This is a genomic window from Hydrogenophaga sp. (assembly GCF_026125825.1).
Classification (GTDB): domain Bacteria; phylum Pseudomonadota; class Gammaproteobacteria; order Burkholderiales; family Burkholderiaceae_C; genus Hydrogenophaga.
Genome location: NZ_JAHCKK010000092.1, coordinates 1 through 17,454, shown reverse-complemented (window position 1 = coordinate 17,454; position 17,454 = coordinate 1). Strand labels below are relative to the sequence as shown.

19 protein-coding genes and 1 pseudogene are annotated in these 17,454 nt (G+C 68.4%); 8 read left to right on the top strand and 12 right to left on the bottom strand.

Going from position 1 to position 17,454, the window contains the following annotated elements; all coding sequences use genetic code 11:
- A partial coding sequence (locus tag KIT86_RS20715) for a sigma-70 family RNA polymerase sigma factor (protein ID WP_297401898.1) occupies nt 1-231 on the top strand: 231 nt, incomplete at its 5' end.
- 63 nt (nt 232-294) lie between these two features.
- On the opposite strand, the gene KIT86_RS20710 is transcribed toward KIT86_RS20715, so the two are convergent.
- Both KIT86_RS20710 and KIT86_RS20705 read right to left on the bottom strand, forming a co-directional pair.
- Complete coding sequence (locus tag KIT86_RS20710) at nt 295-711, bottom strand: PPC domain-containing DNA-binding protein (RefSeq protein ID WP_297401900.1); 417 nt, start codon at nt 709-711, stop codon at nt 295-297.
- 5 nt (nt 712-716) lie between these two features.
- Entirely contained in the window at nt 717-905 is a 189-nt protein-coding gene (locus KIT86_RS20705; RefSeq protein WP_297401896.1) for a hypothetical protein, read from the bottom strand.
- Between the two features lie 43 nt (nt 906-948).
- Between KIT86_RS20705 and KIT86_RS20700 the strand changes: the two genes are divergently transcribed.
- From KIT86_RS20700 to KIT86_RS20690, 4 genes and pseudogenes are all read left to right on the top strand, one after another.
- Nucleotides 949-1,401 carry a DUF4357 domain-containing protein gene (locus tag KIT86_RS20700; protein WP_297401894.1) on the top strand — a complete coding sequence of 151 codons (453 nt, stop codon included), beginning with the start codon at nt 949-951 and terminating at the stop codon, nt 1,399-1,401.
- Nucleotides 1,402-1,430: 29 nt separating this feature from the next.
- Nucleotides 1,431-1,757 (top strand): annotated as a pseudogene (locus KIT86_RS25235) (PIN domain-containing protein); the annotation flags it as partial.
- Between the two features lie 112 nt (nt 1,758-1,869).
- Nucleotides 1,870-2,181 carry a hypothetical protein gene (locus tag KIT86_RS20695; protein WP_297401892.1) on the top strand — a complete coding sequence of 104 codons (312 nt, stop codon included), beginning with the start codon at nt 1,870-1,872 and terminating at the stop codon, nt 2,179-2,181.
- A complete protein-coding gene (locus KIT86_RS20690; protein ID WP_297401891.1) occupies nt 2,174-2,698 on the top strand; it encodes a hypothetical protein in 525 nt (174 codons plus the stop codon). Before KIT86_RS20695 ends, KIT86_RS20690 begins: the two co-directional genes overlap by 8 nt.
- Nucleotides 2,699-2,854: 156 nt before the next feature.
- On the opposite strand, the gene KIT86_RS20685 is transcribed toward KIT86_RS20690, so the two are convergent.
- The 10 genes from KIT86_RS20685 to KIT86_RS20640 form a co-directional block, all read right to left on the bottom strand.
- Nucleotides 2,855-5,731 (bottom strand): type I restriction-modification enzyme R subunit C-terminal domain-containing protein, encoded by a 2,877-nt coding sequence (locus tag KIT86_RS20685; RefSeq protein WP_297401889.1) that lies wholly within the window; start codon nt 5,729-5,731, stop codon nt 2,855-2,857.
- A gap of 36 nt (nt 5,732-5,767) precedes the next feature.
- Nucleotides 5,768-7,150, bottom strand: a complete 1,383-nt coding sequence (locus KIT86_RS20680; RefSeq protein WP_297401887.1) for a HAMP domain-containing sensor histidine kinase — start codon at nt 7,148-7,150, stop codon at nt 5,768-5,770.
- Nucleotides 7,147-7,854 (bottom strand): response regulator transcription factor, encoded by a 708-nt coding sequence (locus tag KIT86_RS20675; RefSeq protein ID WP_297401885.1) that lies wholly within the window; start codon nt 7,852-7,854, stop codon nt 7,147-7,149. Before KIT86_RS20675 ends, KIT86_RS20680 begins: the two co-directional genes overlap by 4 nt.
- A 9-nt stretch (nt 7,855-7,863) precedes the next feature.
- Nucleotides 7,864-8,028 (bottom strand): hypothetical protein, encoded by a 165-nt coding sequence (locus KIT86_RS20670; protein WP_297401883.1) that lies wholly within the window; start codon nt 8,026-8,028, stop codon nt 7,864-7,866.
- 14 nt (nt 8,029-8,042) lie between these two features.
- A complete protein-coding gene (locus tag KIT86_RS20665; protein ID WP_297401882.1) occupies nt 8,043-8,513 on the bottom strand; it encodes a Spy/CpxP family protein refolding chaperone in 471 nt (156 codons plus the stop codon).
- A gap of 169 nt (nt 8,514-8,682) precedes the next feature.
- Entirely contained in the window at nt 8,683-9,681 is a 999-nt protein-coding gene (locus KIT86_RS20660; protein ID WP_297401880.1) for an aldo/keto reductase, read from the bottom strand.
- A 21-nt stretch (nt 9,682-9,702) separates the two neighbouring features.
- Entirely contained in the window at nt 9,703-11,493 is a 1,791-nt protein-coding gene (locus KIT86_RS20655) for an HAD family hydrolase (protein WP_297401878.1), read from the bottom strand.
- Nucleotides 11,486-11,707 carry an acyl carrier protein gene (locus KIT86_RS20650; RefSeq protein ID WP_297401876.1) on the bottom strand — a complete coding sequence of 74 codons (222 nt, stop codon included), beginning with the start codon at nt 11,705-11,707 and terminating at the stop codon, nt 11,486-11,488. The genes KIT86_RS20655 and KIT86_RS20650 overlap by 8 nt, the downstream gene beginning before the upstream one ends.
- A gap of 70 nt (nt 11,708-11,777) precedes the next feature.
- A complete protein-coding gene (locus KIT86_RS20645) occupies nt 11,778-12,953 on the bottom strand; it encodes a thiolase family protein (protein ID WP_297401874.1) in 1,176 nt (391 codons plus the stop codon).
- A 10-nt stretch (nt 12,954-12,963) separates the two neighbouring features.
- Complete coding sequence (locus KIT86_RS20640; protein ID WP_297401872.1) at nt 12,964-13,866, bottom strand: WcbI family polysaccharide biosynthesis putative acetyltransferase; 903 nt, start codon at nt 13,864-13,866, stop codon at nt 12,964-12,966.
- A gap of 186 nt (nt 13,867-14,052) precedes the next feature.
- Here KIT86_RS20640 and KIT86_RS20635 point away from each other — a divergent pair, with 186 nt between their 5' ends.
- The 3 genes from KIT86_RS20635 to KIT86_RS20625 form a co-directional block, all read left to right on the top strand.
- Nucleotides 14,053-15,426, top strand: coding sequence for a surface lipoprotein assembly modifier (locus tag KIT86_RS20635; RefSeq protein ID WP_297401870.1), 1,374 nt, complete (start codon nt 14,053-14,055; stop codon nt 15,424-15,426).
- Nucleotides 15,427-15,481: 55 nt separating this feature from the next.
- Nucleotides 15,482-16,339 (top strand): FecR domain-containing protein, encoded by an 858-nt coding sequence (locus KIT86_RS20630; RefSeq protein ID WP_297401868.1) that lies wholly within the window; start codon nt 15,482-15,484, stop codon nt 16,337-16,339.
- An 81-nt stretch (nt 16,340-16,420) separates the two neighbouring features.
- Nucleotides 16,421-17,454: glycosyltransferase (locus tag KIT86_RS20625; protein ID WP_297401866.1), on the top strand; the 1,034-nt coding region annotated here is incomplete at its 3' end.

Sequence of the window (17,454 nt, the reverse complement as noted above, 5' to 3'; positions counted from 1 at the left end):
GGCCTGCGCGAAGTGGTCAAGGAAATCCTCGACAGCCTCACGCCGCGCGAAGCCAAGGTGCTGCGCATGCGCTTCGGCATCGAGATGTCCACCGACCACACGTTGGAAGAAGTGGGCAAGCAGTTCGACGTGACGCGCGAGCGCATCCGCCAGATCGAAAGCAAGGCGGTGCGCAAGCTCAAGCACCCGAGCCGCTCGGACAAGCTGCGCAGCTTCATCGACACGCTGTAAGCGGCGGTCGTTCACAGGAAAAAGGGAGCCACTGGCTCCCTTTTTTTCTGGGAGGCGCCGGCCTCAGGGGTCGCGCGGCCGCACCACCAGTTCGGGGAAGCCCGTGGCCGGGTCGGCCTCGCGCGAGAAGCGCCATTCGGGCAGCAGGCCCAGCAGCACCTCGGCCGTGGTGCGCACGCGGCAGCCCGGCACCACGTGGCCGCCAAACACGGCACCGCTGGCGGTGGACACGGCCATGTGCAGGTGCGAGTGGCTGCGGCCCTCGCCGTCCACCCCCACTGTGCCCGACAGGCTCAGTATCTCGCTGTCACCGTCCAAGGTCTGGGCCTGGTCCACGCCCGCGAAGCGCAGGCGCACATCGCTCAGGCTGCCGATGCCGGCGATCACGAACGCGGCCTGGCCGCCCTGTTCGCGCAGCGCCGCCTCCAGCGCCGAGCGCAAGTCCTGGCCGGGAGTGAGGCGGAGCGGCAGGGTCTTCATCTCGTTCACGCCGACTCGTCCACTTCGGCACCCAGGTCCCCCGCAATCAGCTTGAACTGCTCCAGCGCGGCTTGCAGGTCTTCCACGATTTCCTGCGCAATCACATCGGGTGCCGGAAGGTTGTCGCTGTCCGCCAGCGAGTCGTCCTTGAGCCAGAAGATGTCGAGGCTGGTCGCGCTGGCCCGCGCTGCCAAGCGTGTTCCGCTGGACAACGGCAACTTTCCCAGTGAACCTACCTTGAGCGAGGCCGACCGGGCCGACATGGAAGTGTTCCTCGGCCACATGCTGGGCATGCTGCCGGTGCTGGGAGTGCATGCGTTCGAGTCCGCGCCGGCCGTGGCCGCGAAGGCCAGCCCGGTGCTCAGCTGCAAGGGCAAGGGCGTGCTGGCCAGCGGCTATGAGGCCAGCCAGGGCTTTGTGGTGAAGGCGGGTTCGCAGGCGGTGACCGAGTCGGTGCCCTCCATGCAGCAGCATGTGCGCGGCATGTACGACGTGCGGCAGGAGCTGATAGCCAACGGCGTGTTGACCATGGCCGACGGGCTGTACCGCTTCACGCAGGACTACAGCTTCAGTTCTCCGAGCACGGCCGCCGCCGTGGTGCTGGGGCGCAGCGCCAACGGGCGCATCGAGTGGAAGGATGCGCAGGGGCGCACTTTGAAGGAGCTGCAGGAGGCGGAGGCAGGCGAATGATCGGGGGAATGGCAACTCGCAAACGGTGAATGCAGCAAAGGCGCTGCAACGGGGAGGACAACGTGAAAGAGCAACACTTGCTGGTGGACTTCGAAAACGTTCAGCCCGGCATGGAAGACTTGCTAAAGATCGCGCCGAAGCTCACCGATGTGTGGCTGTTTCATGGCCCGAGCCAGATCAAACGCGCTGAACAACTAAAGGCAGCGCATGAGCGGGTGACGCTGGTGCCGCACTCGGGCAAGGGCAAGAACGCGCTGGACTTCCATTTGTCGTTCTACCTGGGGTACTTGGCCGCCAAGCACCCGGACGCCAATCTGGTGGTGGTGGCGAACGACAAGGGCTATGACTCGATGCTCGGTCACGCCAAGTTGCTGGAGTTCAGAGCGACGCGGTTGGGGTTCAAAGCCAGGAAGGCGCCAGGCACTGGCGGAATTCGCCCTGCACGGGGCCAAGTACGCTTTTCCCGGCGTGCGTCTGCCGCTGGCGGTCGGGGTGCCCACGAGCCACAGCGCGCCCGCGTTTGCCGGCGTGTTCGCACCCGGCAGCACAGACTTTGTCTGGCCGCATCCGAACGGATCTGTGCGCGGCATGGGGGTGGAGCCGCTGCACCCTTCTGTGCCCTTTGCCGCCATGCAGGACGCGAAGCTGTACGACATGCTGGCGCTGTTCGATGCTCTGCGCGTGGGCAAGGCACGCGAGCGCAACATGGCCATGGAGCGGCTGCAGGCTTTGATCGACCCGAGTGCGCCCACGCCGCAAAAGGAGTTGCCCCGTGGCTGACCCGAATCTGGCGCTGTTGATGGCCATGGCGCGCGCGATGGGTCCACTGTGCGAGCAGGTGGTGTTCGTAGGCGGTTGCGCCACGGGGCTGCTCATCGACAACCCAGGCTTGATGGACGTGAGGCCCACCGAAGATGTGGACGCCATCGTGGAAGTCGCGTCACTGGCGGGTTACCACCAGTTGGCCGAGCACTTGGCGCAACGCGGCTTCAAGCAGACCATGGAGGACAACACGCCACCGTTTCGCTGGTTCTGGAACCGCCTGCAACTGGACCTGGTACCGCTGGACGAAAAGGTGCTGGGTTTTGCCAACCCGTGGTACCGGGCGGGCTTCGAATCGGCGGAGCAGGCCACAGGGGAAGACGGTTTGGTTCTACGGCACCTTTCGGCGCCGTACTTCCTGGCCACCAAGTTCGAAGCCTTCAAGGATCGTCAATCGTTCCAACAATGGTCAGGAGCACATCACCTGGAAGCACGCGCGTTCTGGCGCTCTCCTGTTCGAACGCTGCCTTGCTGATGTACCGAAACTCGTCGAACACGATGCGGCCATTCTCAATATTGCGAGCGCTGAGCATTGGCATGCCTTGCTCCTGCTTGGGTGGCGGGTTATGCGAGCCATCCACCAGTTTTTCAACAACTTCGCGCAAGATCGTGCGCCGAGCCTCCAGATCACTCACGCCACCAACTCCCGATTCAGCGTCTCAATCACCTGCGGCAGCTCGGCTCCAAACAGCTGGTGTACCTTGCCCAGCCCGCCCTCCTGTTCAAAGGGGGCGTAGCTGAAGTCTTCAATTTCGATGCCGAGGTTGGCGGCGATGTGGTCGCGGATCATTTCTAGCCAGTGGATTTGTTCTGCTGTGAAGCAGGGGAAGCCCTCACCCCTGCCCTCTCCCGCGCGCGGGAGAGGGAGTTGAGATTGTTGTGCGAGCCAAGCTTTGAAGTTGGCTTGCACGCGTTCCGGGTAGGGGACGAGTTCGTTGTCTTGTTGCATAGCGAAGCGCACCAGGCTCACAAGGTCAGTCAGCAGGCGGCGCTGGCTGGTGCCTTTGACGCGGGTCTTGTTGAGTGCGGCGTAGGCCTGCCACAGAGCGCTCTCGTCAATCAGATGCGGTGGGCAGTGCAGGGCGTCGGCCAGGGTCTTGATGTCTTCAAACTTCAGCGGCGCGCGGGTGGGCCGGTTGTAGAGGATCTGCAGCGCGGTGATTTCGTCTTTGTGCTGGGCGATGAAGGCTTCGAAACTCTGCACCAGCTCCTTGGCGCGGTCGCTGCCTTCGGCAAAGCCGGCGTGCAGCAGCACGTCTTGCGTCACGGTGTCGATGACCAGATCGGCTTTCTGCCTGAGCTTGAGGATGAGCTCGCGCAGCGTGGGGTTGGTGAAGGGTTGGGCGGCCTGGATGCGCTGGGCTTCGACAAGCTCAGCCCGAACGGATGGGGGCAGACCCTCGTCCTCCTCGGCGTTGAGGGCTTGCACGATGCCGTGTGCCAGTTCGCGCAGGCTGTGGCCGCCGCTGGCTTCGATGACGCGGGCCTGGTCTTCTTCGTCCAGGTCCTTGTCGAGCCGGCTCAGGCGGGCGGCCACGCTTGAGAGCACTTCGTCTTCCACATTGCCCAGGGCCACGGCCTGCAGCAGTTTGTCGAGCGGCACGCTCTTCTTCTGGTCCATGGGGCGGCTGTCGGTCTTGTCGCGCTCGCACACGCCCACGCAGTCGACGATGACGAAGTGGTCTTTGCGCAGGTGCTCGCCGGGGTTGACCTGCATGAGGTCGGTGGGGTTGCACACGCGCACGCCGCGGCCCTTCATCTGCTCGAAGAAGCTGCGGCTTTTCACCGAGCGCATGAACATGACGATTTCGACCGGCTTGATGTCGGTGCCGGTGGCGATCATGTCCACGGTAACGGCCACGCGCGGGTAGTAGGCGGTGCGGAAGTCCTTGATGAGCTGCTCGGGGCTGGTGCCGGTGGTGCGGTAGGTGATCTTCTGGGCGAACTCGTTGCCCCGGGCGAATTCTTCGCGCAGGATTTCCACGATCTTTTCGGCGTGGTTGTCGTCCTTGGCAAAGATGAGTGTCTTGGGCAGTTCCTGCCGATGGGGAAACAGGTCCACGTTCCAGTTGTCGCGCAGGGTGCGCACCACGGTGCGGATCTGGTCGGGCGTCTGCACGGCGCGGTCCAGCTCGGTGGGGTCGTATTCAAAGTCCTCGTCGAGCTGCCAGGCGGTCTTGCGGCGGGTGGCCTTGTCTTGCGTTTCCAGCCAGTAGCCCTTGTCCACCTTGGCGCCGGCTTCGGTTACCTCGGTCTTGATGCGGTAGACGTCGTAGTTGACGTTGACACCGTCGGCCACGGCCTGGGCGTGGCCGTATTCCATGACCAGGTTCTGGTTGAAGAAGCCGAAGGTCTGCTTGTTGGGCGTGGCGGTGAGGCCGATGAGGTATGCGTCGAAATACTCCAGCACCTGGCGCCACAGGTTGTAGATGCTGCGGTGGGCTTCGTCGGTGACGACGATGTCGAACATCTCGATGGGGATCGCCGGGTTGTAGCCGATGGGTTCGGGGTCCTTGAACAGGGCCTCGGCGCCTTCCGTGCTGGTCTCGTCGGCTTCTTCAGGCAGGTCTCTGCCCTTGAGCATGCTGAACATGCGCTGAATGGTGCAGATGACCACGCGGGCGCTGATGTCCAGGTTGTTGCCTTGCAGGTGCTGGACGATGTACTCCTCGCCAAACTTGTAGTTGTTGTGCGGGCTGGCGTAGGCGTCGAACTCTTTCTTGGTCTGGCGCGCGAGGTTGCCACGGTCCACCAGAAACAGCACGCGCCGGGCACTACCGAACTTGATGAGCCGGTAGATGAAGCTGATGGCGGTGAAGGTCTTGCCGCTGCCCGTGGCCATCTGGATCAGGGCCTTGGGCTTGTTGGCGGCCAGGCTCTTCTCCAGGTTCTGGATGGCCTTGATCTGCGCGGGCCACAGCTGGTAGCTGGCGCCGCCACTGCCCCATTCGGTCACGAGCGGGGGCATCTGCTGCAGGCGGGCGAGGAAGGTGCCGGATGAACCGTATCTCGCCGCTGGCTCCTGTACCGTTCGCCCTGAGCTTGTCAAAGGGTGGGCTTCGACAGGCTCAGCCCGAACGGGAGTGAGCCAGTGCAGCAAGAGATCAGGCCGGTAGAAGGCGAACAGCGGCCGGGCGCGGGGTGCAGGGTCCAGCCCGTTGGTGAAGCGGGTTTCCACCCCGGTAGACTCGAACACGAAGGGCAGCGGCCGGCGCCAGGCCGGCAGACTGACGGGCAGTCCCTGCGCATATCGGGCGCTTTGCCCTTCCACACCACTGAGCGTGGCGCCTTCCTTCTTGGCTTCGATCACGCCACAGGCTTTGCCGTTGACGTACAGCAGGTAGTCGGCGTAACCGTGGCCCGGGTTGAGGGGAAACTCGCGAATGGCGACGCCTTTGACTGCGCCATCACCTGCATGGATGTTGGCGTTGGCCACACTGCAGACGTGCCAGCCCGCTGCGATGAGCAATGCGTCGATGGTCTGGCGGGCGCGGGCCTCGGGCGTCATGCGTGTGGTAGTGGCGTTGTTTCCTCTTGTTGCATTCTAGGGGGCGGAAGGCAAGGTCACCGTCACCGCCAGCCCGGGGTGTGCATTGCGCACCGCGAAAGTGCCCCCGTGCGCCTGCGCCACCAGCCTGCACAGGTAGAGGCCCAGGCCCACGCCGCCGGCGTTGCGCGTGCGCGCGGTGTCGGGGCGGAAGAAGGCCTGCGCAAGGTGGGGCAACTGGTCGTCGGGTACGCCGGGGCCATGGTCGCGCACTTCGAGTTCGATGCCCTGCCCCGCTTCCAGCGCGCGGATGCGCAGTTCCACCGCTCGCGGCGCGCCGGTGCTGTGGCGCAGTGCGTTGTCGAGCAGGTTGCGCAGCAGCAGGCGCACGCGGATCTGGTCCAGCGGCAGCGTGGGCAGCCTGTAGGGAGCGTGCAGCTGGATGCTGCGGGCCGCGGGCTGCGTGATGGTGAGTTCGTCGATCACGTCACGGGCCAGCGCAACCGGGTCGGTGGGCTCGCGGCTCAGCGCCTGGTGTCGCCCGGCCAGGCGCTCGCTTTCGAGCAGGTCGCTGATGAGGCGGGCCATCTCGCCCAGGTCGCGCAACAGGGCCTCGCGCTGCACTGCGATCTCGGCGCCCTCGGGCAGCAACTCGGTGTTGAGCCGCGCCCGGGTCAACGGGCTGCGCAGTTCGTGGCTGATGGCCAGCAGCAGGGCCCGCTGGGCATCGAGCATCTGCTGGATGTCCTGGCCCATGGTGTTGATGGTGGCGGCCAGCTCGCCCAGCTCGTCGGGCCCGCGGGGATGGCGCACGGGGATGGGCTGGTCGAACCGGCCCGCACCAAAGCGCAAGGCCCCTTGCCGGATGTCGTCGAGCGGGCGCAGCAGGCGGCGCACGTAGAGGAAGGCCAACAAGGTCAGCACCAGCAGCGCGACCAGGGTGTACCCCACCAGCCTGGGTCGGCGATCGAAAACCGCTTCGTCGACGCCGAACGCCAGGCGATGGCCGTCGGCCGTGGTGCGCTGCAGCAGCTGTTGCCAGTCCTCGTCATTGCCCCAGTCGGTGCCGTCCTGATCCGGCCCGGGCTGGCGGACCCGGTCGCGCCGCCAGTGCAGGCGCTGCTGGTCGGGGTGCGAGCGCCAGTTCACCTCGGGCCCGGTGATGTCGATCGTGAGCGGCAGGCGCTGCGTGAGGGCCTGCGCGCGCTCGATGCTGGGGCGGCCCCCGGCCGTCACATCGGCCGCCAGGTGGTCCACGTAGTCCATGAGCAACGGGCGGGCCGCCTCGCGCCAGCCGACCGCAAAGGCCTTCTGCACGCCGCTGATGAAGGTGAACGACATGGCCATGGCCAGCAGCAGGAACACCATCACCAAGCGCAGCTTGAGGGAGCAGCGCAAGGCCAGGAAGGCCCGGCGGTACCAGGGCGGCCTGGCGGTCATGGCGCGAGGCGGCGCAGCGCCAGCGAGTAACCCGCGTTGCGCAGGGTCTTGATGCAGTCCAGCGGTTCGAGCTTCTTGCGCAGGCGGCTGACCACGATGTCGACCGCCCGGGTGTAGAGGTCGGCCTCGTGGCCGCGCAGCTGGTTGAGGATGTCGTCGCGGCTGAGCACCCGCCCGGCCTCGCGCGCCAGCAGATGCAGCAAGTCGAACTCGGTGCTGGTGAGCTCCACCGCCTGGCCTTCGCGCACCACACTGCGGCGCGCGGGGTCGATGGTGAGGCCTTCGAACACCAACGTGCCCGGCTCCACCGCGCTGGCGGGCGCGGCCGGCGGGCCGTTGCCGCCGCGCCGCCGCCGCAGCACGGTCTGGATGTGCGCCACCAGCTCACGCGGCTCGAAGGGCTTGGGCAGGTAGGCATCGGCACCCAGCTCCAGCCCGACCACGCGGTCCATCACGTCGCCTCGCGCGGTGAGCATCACGATGGGGATGTCGCTTTCCTTGCGGATGGTGCGGCAGAGCTCGAAGCCGTCCATCTCGGGCAGCATCACGTCGAGGATGGCGGCGTCGAAAGCCTCGGCGCGCAGGCGCGCCAGGCCCTCGCTGGGGCGCAGCGCGTGCGTCAGGGCCAGCTCGAAGCGCTGGAAGTAGGTCGCCAGCGGAGGGCCGAGCTGTTCGTCGTCGTCAATGAGCAGAACGCGGTGCATGGCTCATTGTCACATTGCGCCCGTCAGGCCGCGGTGGCGCACGATGAGGCGGCGCAGCCGTTGCTGCGCGCCGCGGTCGAGCCCATCGAACCGGTCGGCCACCGAGAGAATGGCCGGCAGCGCCGGACCGTGGTCACGCAGGCGCTGGGCGATCGGTTGCAGCGCGGGCGACATGGGCGTCACCCCGCTCAGCCGCGCGAGAACCAGCCGCGGCGCTTGCCCATGCGCTCGCGCACCTCGGCCTGCTGCGTCGGGTTGAGGCTGTCGTAGAAGTCCGCCAGGGCGTTGATCACGTCGGGGCTGCTCACCTGCACCACGCGGGTCTTCTCGTCGAGCAGGTTCAGCGCGCGGGCGCGGTCGAACTTCTCGCCAGCGATCAGCGCCTGCATCTCGCCGCGCGGGTTCGTGGTCTGACCGATCAAGGCCGTGCGCTGGGCCTGCACCTTGTCGGCCAGCACGTTGAGCTTCTGCTGCTGTTCGGCGTTGAGGTCGAGCTTGCTGGTGATGCGGTTGACCACCTTGCCGCGAACTTCGGCGATCTTCTCGGCGCTCATGGGCCCGCGCTCGTGATGAGCACGCGTGCCGCAGGCGGTCAGGCCGCCGATGGCGATGGAGATGCCGGTGAAGGCCATGAGCGAGCGCTTGATCCAGGGTTTCATGACGGTGTCCTTTCAGAGGGACTGTTGAACATGTCCGCCATGGTGCCGCGCGCCCTGCCCTGCGTCGTCTCACCGCAGTTTCGGTTTGTTTCAGTAGTTTTCAGCGCGCCCTCGGACCGGCGGAGCCGGATCCTTGTGTGCCCTGGATAGCACCTGCCGCGCCGCACGCTCAGTACGTTTCCGTATCTACTTCGCGATTGGATTGTTCGTTGTAGCGGTTGCCGCTCACCGTTTGCTGGTTGATCTGCGCGTCCAGCCGGGCCAGCGTGGCCGCGTCCAGACTCACGTCCGACGCGCCCAGGTTGTCGCGCAGGTGGTCCACGCTGGACGTGCCCGGGATCGGCAGCACGTCCGGCCCCTGGTGCAGCAGCCAGGCCAGCGCGAGCTGGGCCGGCGTGCAACCCACTTCGTTCGCGATCGCGCGGTACGCAGGCAGCAGCTGGAGGTTGGCGGCGAAATGCTCGGGCGCGAAGCGCGGCATGGCGCGGCGGATGTCCTTGGGGTCGAAGGCGCTCACGTCCAGGTCGGGGCCGCACAGGAAGCCGCGCGCCACCGGGCTGAAGGCCACGAAGGCGATGCCGAACTCGCGGCAGGTGTCGAGCACCGCGATCTCCGGGTTGCGCGTCCACAGCGAGTACTCGGTCTGCACCGCCGTGATGGGGTGCACCGCCTGCGCCTTGCGGATGGTGGCGGCCGACACCTCGGACAGGCCCAGCGTGCGCACCTTGCCCGCGCGCACCAGGTCGCTCATCGCGCCCACGCTGTCCTCCACCGGCACCTGCTTGTCCCAGCGGTGCAGGTAGTAGAGGTCGATCACGTCGGTCTTGAGGCGGCGCAGGCTGTCTTCGCAGTTGCGGCGGATGGCCTCGGGCCGGCCGTCGATCACGCGCTTGATGCCGTCGTCGAACTGCACGCCGGCCATACCGCCCTTGGTGGCCAGCGTGAACTTCTGGCGGTGCCGGGACAGCACGTTGCCCACGTGCGTTTCGCTGGCGCCAAAGCCATACAGCGCCGCGGTGTCGAAATGCGTCACGCCTTCGTCGAAGGCGGTGAGCAGCACGCGCTCGGCCTGCTCTTTGGACACAGGGGCGCCGTAGGCGTGGCAGATGTTCATGCAGCCCAGGCCGATGGCGCTAACGCTGAAGGGGCCGAGTTGGCGTTGCTTCATGGGTTTCTTTCAGAAAAGGTTTCAGGGACTGGCTTCGGCGATCGCCGAGACCAGCTCATCGAGCGGTGCGGCCAGCTCGCGCTGCCACCACCGCCCATCATCGGACAAGGCCGCGAAGCCCAGCCGGGCATAGAGATCGGCCACCACGGCGTTGCGCGCGCTGGCCAGGTATTCGCCCACCAGCGTCGATGCGCCATGCTCGCGGGCCCACCGCACCAGCGCGCGCAGGATGAAGGCCTCGGCGCCGCGCGAGAAGACGCGGCAGCTCAGCAGCCAGCTGTCGATGCGCAGCGCATCCGCTTCGCGCACCGCCAGCAGCGAGCCGACCAGGCCGTGATCGCCGAACCGGTCCTTCAGGTGGAAGGCCAGCACCAGCCGGTCGGGCTGCTGCATCTGGGCCAGGAGCTGCGCCTGGGTGTAGCGCCGCGTGGTGAGATTGAACTGGTTGGTCTTGAGTTCCATCTGCGCCAGCCGCGGCAGGTCCTGCGCCAGCGCGGGCGCGGCCCGCCCCTGCATCGCCAGGCCCTCCAGGTAGCTGCCGATGTCGGCCGACGAGGTCTTGGCCGCGCGCGCCTGGCCCAGCGCGGCATAGGCGGCGTGGCGGCCCAGGTCCACCTCGGTGTAGGCCTGCTGGTCAAACCAGTGCCCGGCCTCCAGGCGCTGGATGAACTGCGCCGGATCGGTACCGATGTCCACCACCGCCACCTCGGGCACAAGCTGCTGAACCAGCGCCCGCTCGGCCGGGTTGTCGTCCACGAAGACGGTGGCGTCCAGCCCCAGGTTGAGTTCCTGCGCGATGCGCCGCAGGCCGGTGGCCTTGTCGTCCCAGCTGCAGACGAAGGCGGCGAAGTCTTCGCGGCGCAGCACGCTGTCAGCGTGCTCGAAACCCGTGGCGGCGATCTCGGGCGCGTTCTTGCTGCAGACCGCGAGCACCACACCGCGCTGCGCGAGGCCCGCGAGGTGCTGCTGCCAGGCAGCGAAGGCCTCGCCCTTGCCGCCATGGGCCGGCCCCAGGGCGATGCCGCCCAGACCATCGTCGCCGATGGTGCCGCCCCACAGCGTGTCGTCCAGGTCAAGCACCAGCAGCTTGCGGATGCGCCCCGTCGCGGCGCGCCAGGCGCCGCGAAACCAGGGCAGGTAGTCGGGCAGGAAGCGTGGGTCGAAGCCGAGCTTGCCGGTGTGGAAGAAGCGCGGGGCCGACCACGCGGTCAGGCCGACGTCGGCCGCGAGCCGGTCGGCCTCCAGCCAGGTCACGCGGCCCGCGCCGGCGTCGATCAGCGCCTCGTTGAGGGCCTGCACGCGGCGCGCGGTCGAGGCCGGCGAGCGGCGGTCGGCCACGCCGCGCCAGTGTTCGGACGGCGGCACGAACAGGTGCTGGATGATGCGGCAGCCACGCGCTTCCAGCGCGGCCCAGATCGCCTCGAACGCCTGCACCTGCTGCGCGGTGTCGGCCGCGACCGCCTCGGCGTCGGCCTGCGGCGCAAGGGGTTCGAGCGCCTGGCGCCAGTCGGGCACGAGCACCACCACGTCGGGCGCGATAGCATGCAGGGCGGAGCCGCCGTCGAGGCATTCCTGGCGCATCACGCCGTAGGGGGTGGCGTGCACCAAAGCCAGCTCACCTTCCTGGGCGATGGCGCAGGCGATGGCCTGCCGCAGCAGGTCGGGCGTGAGGTCGGCGGCCAGCGCGACACGTCGCACGGCGCCACCCTCGGCGGCGAGCGCCGCGATGTCCGCTGCGCAGGCCATCAGCTCGGGCAGCGCCGGCCGGGCCGAAGCGGCCAGCCGTTCGCGCACCGCGTTCAGACTAGACATGGCGGGCGATGACCTCGCGCACCGCGCTCACCGAGGTCAGCCGCTCGATGTCGCTGTTGTCGAGCGTGATGTCGTAGGTGATCTCGATCATGCTGGCCAGCATGACGGTCTTGAGGCTGTCCCAGGCATCGACCGTCTCGGTGCCGTCGTCGTCGTGGAGGGCATCGGCGGGAATCTGCAGCACCGAGGCGATCAGGGCGCGGACATCAGGCATGGGCGGTTTTCTCGGCAGGCGTTGAAAGGAAGCGCGCCAGTATAGGGACGCGACACGTCATGGCGGCACCTCACGGCGGCAGCTCCAGCGCCACCGCCACGGCCTCGCCGCCCCCCATGCAGAGCGTGGCGATGCCGCGCCGCGCGCCGCGCCGCTCCATGGCGTGCAGCAGCGTGACGAGCATGCGCGCGCCGGTGGCCCCCACGGGGTGCCCGAGCGCGCACGCGCCGCCGTGCACGTTCACGCGCTCCAGCGGCACGCCCAGCGCCTGGCACACGGCCAGCAGGCCGACGGTGAAACCCTCGCCGATCTCCCACAGATCGACCGTGTCGATCGCCCAGCCGGTTCGGGCCAGCAGCTTGCGCACCGCACCCACCGGCGCGGTGCCGAACTGGCGCGGCGCCTGGGCGTGCGAAGCGTGCCCGCGCACGAGTGCGCGCACCGGCCAGCCCCGTGCGCGCGCCGTCGACGCCCGCGTCAACACCAGAGCCGCCGCACCGTCCGACAGTGGCGAGGCGGTGGCGGCCGTGGCCGTGCCACCCGGGCCACTCAAGGGCTTGAGCTCGGCGAATTTCTCGGGCCGCACCTTTTGCACCGGTTCATCGCACGCGACCACGCGGCCGTCCGGCAAGGCCACGGGCACCGTCTCGCGCTCGAACGCGCCGCTGTGCTGCGCCGCCTGAGCGCGCTCGAACGAGCTCAGCGCCTGGGCCTCCTGCAGGGCGCGCGTCAGGCCCAGCTCAGCGGCGGCGGCGTCGACGAAGTGGCTCAGGTCGATCGGCGTCGCGCCGGTGCAGGCGTCCTGCATCACGTCGAACATCAGGTGGTCGAGCAGGCCCGCGAGGTGCGCGCCGCGCTCGCGCCCGAGCAGCATCGGCGCGCGGCTCATGTTCTCCATGCCGCCGGCCAGTGCGGTGGACACCGTGCCCGCCAGCAGCAGGTCGTGCACCAGCATCACCGCCTGCAGGCTGGAGCCGCAGACCTTGGAAATCGCCGTGCACGGCACCTCAGGCGCGAGCCCCGCGCACAGCGCCGCCTGGCGCACCGGCGCCTGGCCCAGGCCAGCCACCGCCACGTGCCCCAGGAACACCTCGTCGATGTCCGCCGCCGCGCCGCCGCCCTGCGCCAGCGCGCCCTGCATCGCGCTCACGCCAAGGGCGGTCGCGGGCATGTCCTTGAACACGCCCTGGAAAGCGCCGATCGGCGTGCGCGCCGCGGCCGTGATCACCACGGGGTCGAGGTTCATCTGCCGGCCCTCACCAACTGGTGTCGTATTCGATGTAGCGCTGGATGTACTCATAGTAGGTCCACTGCTGTGTGTGCCAGCGGTAGGCGAGGTCCATGCGCCAGAAGCGCAGCTCCAGGGCCTCGGCGACCAGGGGGTGGATGGGATGCTGATGGGTCCCCATGCCGCCGTTGATCGATGCGGCGGCCAGGCAGGCCTCGGCGCGCGCGGCGCTGCCGCCCAGCACCGGCCGCGCGTGCTCGGCCACGCGGCGTGCGAGCTCGGCCACGGCGGGCGCGGACAGGTGCCCGCTGGTCCAGAACAGGTGCTCGTCGCGAAAGTGGTCGAGCACGTAATCGGCCAGCTGCACATCGCTGTGGGCGTCGTAACGGCGCATGCGGTCTACGTCGCGCTGCAGGCGCACCCGCAGGTCGGGCATCTTGCGCTCGGACAGGTCCATGTAGGCCGCCACCGCCATCGAGCCGGTCAGCCCCGCCTGCGCGATCTGCAAGCCCAGCATGTCGCCCAGCGGGTAACGCTTCCACAGCGGAAATGCCGGGTCGTGCCGCTCCCGCGGCTCAGGACACTCGAACGGCCAGGCACTGAGCAGGGCGAAACTGGGGTAGCGGATCACCGGGCAGCGGGCCGGCAGGCGCGCGGCCAGCGCGGTGAAGGCCGGGTTGGCCTGGTGGTCCTCGAACTGGCGCAGCAGCAGCACCACGTCCTTGAGGTCTTCGTCGGCAATGGCCGGTGCGACCGCATCGCCCGGCAGAACGTGGTTGAGCGCGACCACGAAGCGGTAGTCGTCGTTCAGGTCGTCGAGCGACGCGAGCATCTGCGCCAGGTACGGCGCCTGGCAGTTGCCGTAGACCAGCACGGTGCGCGCCCTCGCGCTGCGGCCGCCGAAGGCCAGGGCGAAGGGCGGGCGTTGCACGGCATCAGGGGCGTTGTCGTCGGCGGGCACTATTAATAAGAAAGCAGCAAACCAAGCCAAATTCAGGTGTGCAAGCGTGTCAACCGCGCATCAAAGCGGCCAATTCAACACGTTACAAGACATATCAGTGTGTATTATCAAGCGCGCTTTCACCGCCCATCCCCCATCCCCCAGGAGCCTGACCCCATGCGTGTGCCGGAAAACCGACCACTGCGATCCTCTGCCTTGGCGCTTGCCATCGGGAGCCTTTTCTGCACCGCCGCCTGGGCCCAGGCGCCCGGCAACCTGCCGCTGGAACGGCAGGTCGACGAGGCCTTCCGCCAGTCGATGCGCTCGCCCGCCGATGCCACGGCCACCGCGCGCTACGCACAGCTGCTGGCGCAGTCGGGCAACTACGAAGGCGCGATCGCTGCGATCGAGCGCCAGTTGCTGGACCCGAACGCACCGGCCTCGGTGCGGCTCGATCTGGGCGTGCTGTACTACCGGATCGGCTCCTACGACATGGCCGCCGGCCTGCTGCGCCGCGCCATCGAAGACCCCCGCCTGGACCCGGCGCAGCGCAGCCAGGCGCAGGCCTTGCTCAAGGACATCGGCAAGCGCACCCAGGTCTCGCGCCTGGACGGGCAGGTGGTGCTGGGCCTGCGGGCCCAGAGCAACCCGACCGCCCGCACCGACAGCGCCACCGTGCTGGCCGGCGGCGCGCTGGTGAACAACCCCAACCGTCCCAAGAGCGACACCGACGTGCAGGCCGCCCTGCGGCTGGACCACCAGCACGACCTGGGCCTGCAGAACGAAGCGGCCATCGTCAGCTCGCTGTCGGCGCAGGTCATCAAGTTCAGCTCGTCGTCGGGCAGCACGCTGCAGGCCAACCAGACCGACCCGTACAACCTGGCGCTGATCGAGCTCACCTCGGGCGTGCGCTTCAAGCCCTCGCCCGCTGGCGCACCCGCACTCACGATCCGCCCCTACCTGGTGGCCGCCGGGCTGGTGGCGCAAGGCCACCGTTACCTGAGCAACCACGGCGCCGGCCTGGACGCGGCCTACAGCCTCAACGACCGCACCTTCGTCGACGGTGGCTACGAATACCGCTACAACGACTACGCGACCCGCATCGACGTGCCCGCCGCGGACGAGCTCAGCGGCCCCAGCAACCTGCTGCGCGTGCGCCTGACGCGCGAGCTCGCGCCCGGCCACGTGCTCAGCGGCGAGCTGCGCGCCCGTTCGCAACGCACCCAGTTGCGCTACCACGACCACGACAGCCAGGAAGTCCGCGTGACCTACGTGCGCAGCTACGCCAGCCCGCTCCAGAGCGGCGGCCTGTGGAGCACCTCGGTCTGGGGCGGCGTGCAGCGGCGCAGCTACGACGCGGCCGATCCCGCGGTCGATGCGAGCACCGCGCGCCGCGAGACCGAATGGCGCATCGGCGTCGGCCAGACCGTTCCGCTGTCAGACGCCTGGTCGCTGCTGGTGCAACTGGAGCACATGAAAACCAACGCCAACCTGCCCAACAACGAGAGCAAGAACACCTCGCTGTACCTCGCGGCCGGCTACCGCTTCTGATGCCGATGCACGGCCCCGCCGACCCCCTTTCGACCGCATTCCCGAGGACCCCGAAATGACCCCGCCGATTTCCAAGGACTGGTGGCTCGCCGCCGCACTGTCGACCGCCACCGTGCCCGCGGTCCTGGCCCAGAGCCCCACGGGCGCAGGCGGCGCAGACCGCACCGGCGTGGTGACGGCCGTCGCCCCCGGTGGCAAGGTCACCGGCAACAACGAGCTGATGGTGGTGGGCAGCAGCATCGTGCCGGGCCAGCGCCTGCGCACCGATGCCGGCGGCCCGATGCATGTGCTGTTCATGGACCAGTCGGCCCTCACCCTGGGCCCGGATGCGGAACTCACGATCGACGAATTCACCTTCGACCCGAGCACCAAACAAGGCCGGATCCGCCTGGGCCTCGTCAAGGGCCTGGTGCGCGTGGTGGGCGGTCAGATCAGCAAGAACACCGCGACCACGATCGCGACGGCGCATGGCAAGGTCGAGATCCTGGGCGGCATCACCATGGTCGAAACCGATGGCAACAGGACGTCGGGCACCTTCCTGTTCGGACAGGGCATGACGGTGACCGACAACAGCGCGAATACCCAGAATGTGACCCGGCCCGGCTTTGGCGTCGCCATGAGCGGCGGCGGCGTCTCCCCCCCCTCGCGCGTCCCCGCCGATGTGCTCAACGCAACGATCAGCCGGCTGGAAAGCGCCAGGCCCGCCTTCGCCAGCGTCACAGGCGCGACCCAGCCGGCGCCAGCCCCTGCGGGCCAGCTGATCAGCACCGGCAGCATGCCCGGCGGCGTGACCTCGCCTTCGACGCTGGCCAACGACCGCTTGCAAAGCGTGGTCGACAACTTCGCCGGCACCATTCCGTCGAACACGCTGCGAGAGCTGTTGGGCACCGGTCAGCTGCAAATCCAGTCCTGACCGAGGAACGGCCCGGCCCCCTGCACAGACCGGCGGCTCGCCTTGGCGCAGCCGCCGGTCTTTTTTCATTGATCCGCCACCATGCGCGTCCTGTTCGTCTCCACCTACCCGCACCTGCCCGACATCGTCGGCGGCCTGCAGACCACCACCCACGACCTGTGCCTGGCGATCCGGGCCCTGGGGGCCGAAGCCGCCGTGCTCTGTGGCCAGGCGGCAAACACAGCCAGCGACACCGGCGCCCACATCACCCACGATGAGCACCTGGGCTACCCGGTGATGCGGTCGCACCGGCCGGCGCAGGCCCTGCCCGCCGCCGTGGCCCGCTTCGACGCCGACGTCATCGTCGTGCAGAGCGGCACCACCCTGGCGCCCCTGGTGCTGGCCGCCCTGGACACCGGGCGGCCCACCGCCGTGTACCTGCACAACGTGGAAACCAGCCAGCTCGGCGGCCACCTGGTGGCCGACCCCTCGCTGTGCTACCTGGCCAACTCGGCGTTCACGGCGCAGCGCTGGCAGGCCCTCTACGGCCTGGACTGCGCGGTGATCCCACCGGTGGTCTCGCCGCAGGATTACCTGGCCGAGCGCACCGGCGACAAGGTGCTGTTCGTCAACCCCACGCCCATCAAGGGCGTGGAGCGGATGTTCGAACTGGCGCGGGCCTGTCCCGAGCTGCCCTTCCTCGTGATGGAAAGCTGGCACCTCGACCCCCACTGGCGCGCGCACTGCCAGGCCCGCGCCGCCCAGCTGGGCAACATCGAATGGCGCGGCCCGAGCGCCGCCATGCACGAGGTGTTCGGCCAGGCGCGCGTGCTGCTGATGCCCTCGGTGTGGGAAGAGTCGTTCGGCCGCACCGTGGTCGAAGCCCAGCTCAACGGCCTGCCCGTGCTGGCCAGCCGCCGCGGCGCCCTGCCGCAACTGGTGGGCGACGGCGGCCTGGTGCTGGAACCGCACGCACCGGTGGAAGACTGGGCCGCCGCGCTGCGCCAGCTGTACGACCCCTTCGCCACCGCCGTGCGCGACGCCGCGCGGCGACTGGGCGCGGCGCATGTCGCCGGCACCACCACCACCGTGGCCCGCCTGCTGGGTCTGCTGCAAGTCCACGCCGCGCAGACGGC

Coding starts and splice junctions, on each gene's coding strand:
- KIT86_RS20710 (WP_297401900.1), bottom strand. CDS start 711: ATGAAGACCCTGCCGCTCCGCCTCACTCCCGGCCAGGACTTGCGCTCG.
- KIT86_RS20685 (WP_297401889.1), bottom strand. CDS start 5,731: ATGACGCCCGAGGCCCGCGCCCGCCAGACCATCGACGCATTGCTCATC.
- KIT86_RS20680 (WP_297401887.1), bottom strand. CDS start 7,150: ATGACCGCCAGGCCGCCCTGGTACCGCCGGGCCTTCCTGGCCTTGCGC.
- KIT86_RS20675 (WP_297401885.1), bottom strand. CDS start 7,854: ATGCACCGCGTTCTGCTCATTGACGACGACGAACAGCTCGGCCCTCCG.
- KIT86_RS20670 (WP_297401883.1), bottom strand. CDS start 8,028: ATGTCGCCCGCGCTGCAACCGATCGCCCAGCGCCTGCGTGACCACGGT.
- KIT86_RS20665 (WP_297401882.1), bottom strand. CDS start 8,513: ATGAAACCCTGGATCAAGCGCTCGCTCATGGCCTTCACCGGCATCTCC.
- KIT86_RS20660 (WP_297401880.1), bottom strand. CDS start 9,681: ATGAAGCAACGCCAACTCGGCCCCTTCAGCGTTAGCGCCATCGGCCTG.
- KIT86_RS20655 (WP_297401878.1), bottom strand. CDS start 11,493: ATGTCTAGTCTGAACGCGGTGCGCGAACGGCTGGCCGCTTCGGCCCGG.
- KIT86_RS20650 (WP_297401876.1), bottom strand. CDS start 11,707: ATGCCTGATGTCCGCGCCCTGATCGCCTCGGTGCTGCAGATTCCCGCC.
- KIT86_RS20645 (WP_297401874.1), bottom strand. CDS start 12,953: ATGAACCTCGACCCCGTGGTGATCACGGCCGCGGCGCGCACGCCGATC.
- KIT86_RS20635 (WP_297401870.1), top strand. CDS start 14,053: ATGCGTGTGCCGGAAAACCGACCACTGCGATCCTCTGCCTTGGCGCTT.
- KIT86_RS20630 (WP_297401868.1), top strand. CDS start 15,482: ATGACCCCGCCGATTTCCAAGGACTGGTGGCTCGCCGCCGCACTGTCG.